The sequence below is a fragment of the Streptomyces alkaliphilus genome (assembly GCF_014141535.1).
GTDB classification, from domain to species: Bacteria; Actinomycetota; Actinomycetes; order Streptomycetales; family Streptomycetaceae; genus Streptomyces; species Streptomyces alkaliphilus.
The window spans coordinates 1-1,514 of sequence record NZ_VKHT01001112.1 but is presented as its reverse complement, the minus strand read 5'-3'; the positions used below and the strand labels follow the sequence as shown (position 1 = coordinate 1,514).

Sequence of the window (1,514 nt, the reverse complement as noted above, 5' to 3'; positions counted from 1 at the left end):
CGTTCCCGCCCCGGTGGCGCTCGTGCCGGACGCGCCCGAGGTCACCCCTCATGACGGACCCGAATCCCCCGCCGCTCCGCTCGCCCCGGAGAGTCCGGACCAGGCAGAGGATCCCGCGTTGCCGCCGGCGAAACCGGAACGCATCTCCATCCCGGAGATCGGGGTGGACGCTCCCTTCATGCCGCTGGCCATCGGGGAGACCGGCGAACTGGATCCACCACCGCACGACGACAAGAACCTCGTGGGATGGTTCGAGGACGGGGTCACGCCGGGGGAGCGGGGATCCTCCATCGTGGTCGGACATGTGGACACGCGAACCGGACCCGCCGTGTTCGTCCACCTCAACGCTCTGCGTCCCGGAAGCACCGTGGACATTCACCGGGAGGACGGCGTCGTCGCCACCTTCGAGGTCTACGCCGTCGAAACCTTCGCCAAGGCCGACTTCCCCGACGAACGGGTCTACAGCGACACCCCCACCGCACAGCTGCGCCTGATCACCTGCGCCGGCACCTACGATCGCACCACCCGGAACTACGAGGACAACCTGGTGGTCTTCGCCCGTCTGAACTCCACGCGACACACTTGACGCCGGATTCCGCGGGCGCATCCAACGGCTGCGGAACCGCACCGCGGGACTTCGGTTCCGCTTGGTGGCGCGCCCGGGTCACTCGCCCTCTCGGCATCGATGCCCCTCCCGACGTCGAGTTCGTCCCCCTCGCGAGGGCACCGACCTCGCCTCCCGGAGCGCCGCGTCCGGTTCGGAAAGGCGAGGACGAGCCGGGCACCGCGGTGCCCCCGGTGGTGTCCCCATCGAAATCTGCCACGCGAAACACCCTCCGAATTCCCGGGTCCAGGCGGTGGTGCCCGTTGGGAGGGTCACGTTGTTGGAGCGGGTGGTTTTTGATCATGGCCATGGCATTCCGGATCGTGGACCCGGGGTGCCCACCCGGGGGAGTCCGATGGATGGGGAACCAGCACGCCATGTGTTCATGGTGTCGAACGTCGATGGACGTGTCGGATGGTCGGGAATGGTGGAGCGGTGACCGACTGGATCAATACCGTTACGGGAGGTCCTCGTCCCCGTGAACCCCGTCCCCCGAGCGGGGCCGGCTCCCGGGTCAGCGCCTGGGCGCCGCCACGCTCACCCGTTCGACGAGAGTGGGGGTGAGGATGCGCCGGGCGGGGCCCGTGTCCCCGTCGGTGACGCGTTTCAACAACAACTGCAGGGTCTCGGTGGCCACCTCGTCGAAATCCGCCCGTACCGTCGTCAGGGGCGGGGTGTAGTACGCCGCTTCCGGTACGTCGTCGAAGCCGACCACGCTCACGTCGCCGGGAACCGACCGGCCCCGTTCGTGCATGGCGCGCAGCAGGCCCAGCGCGAGGTGGTCGTTGGCGGCGAACACCGCGGTCACCTCGGGCATTCGTGCCAGCAGCTGCCCCGTGCGGTACCCGGCGGCGGCACTCCAATCGGCCGGGGCCACCGGCGGGACCTCGGCCCCGGCCTCCTCCAGGGC

The 1,514-nt window shown here is 69.5% G+C and carries 2 protein-coding genes; one reads left to right on the top strand and one right to left on the bottom strand.

Translation table 11 applies throughout. The features are described 5' to 3' along the window. The first annotated feature begins 22 nt into the window (after positions 1-22). Positions 23-586: a class F sortase gene (locus FNQ90_RS22780; RefSeq protein WP_407699430.1), complete on the top strand. Its 564-nt coding sequence runs from the start codon at positions 23-25 to the stop codon at positions 584-586. 532 nt (positions 587-1,118) lie between these two features. Here FNQ90_RS22780 and FNQ90_RS22775 read toward each other — a convergent pair. Next, the coding region (locus FNQ90_RS22775; RefSeq protein ID WP_182608070.1) for a substrate-binding domain-containing protein at positions 1,119-1,514 on the bottom strand (396 nt) is incomplete at its 5' end.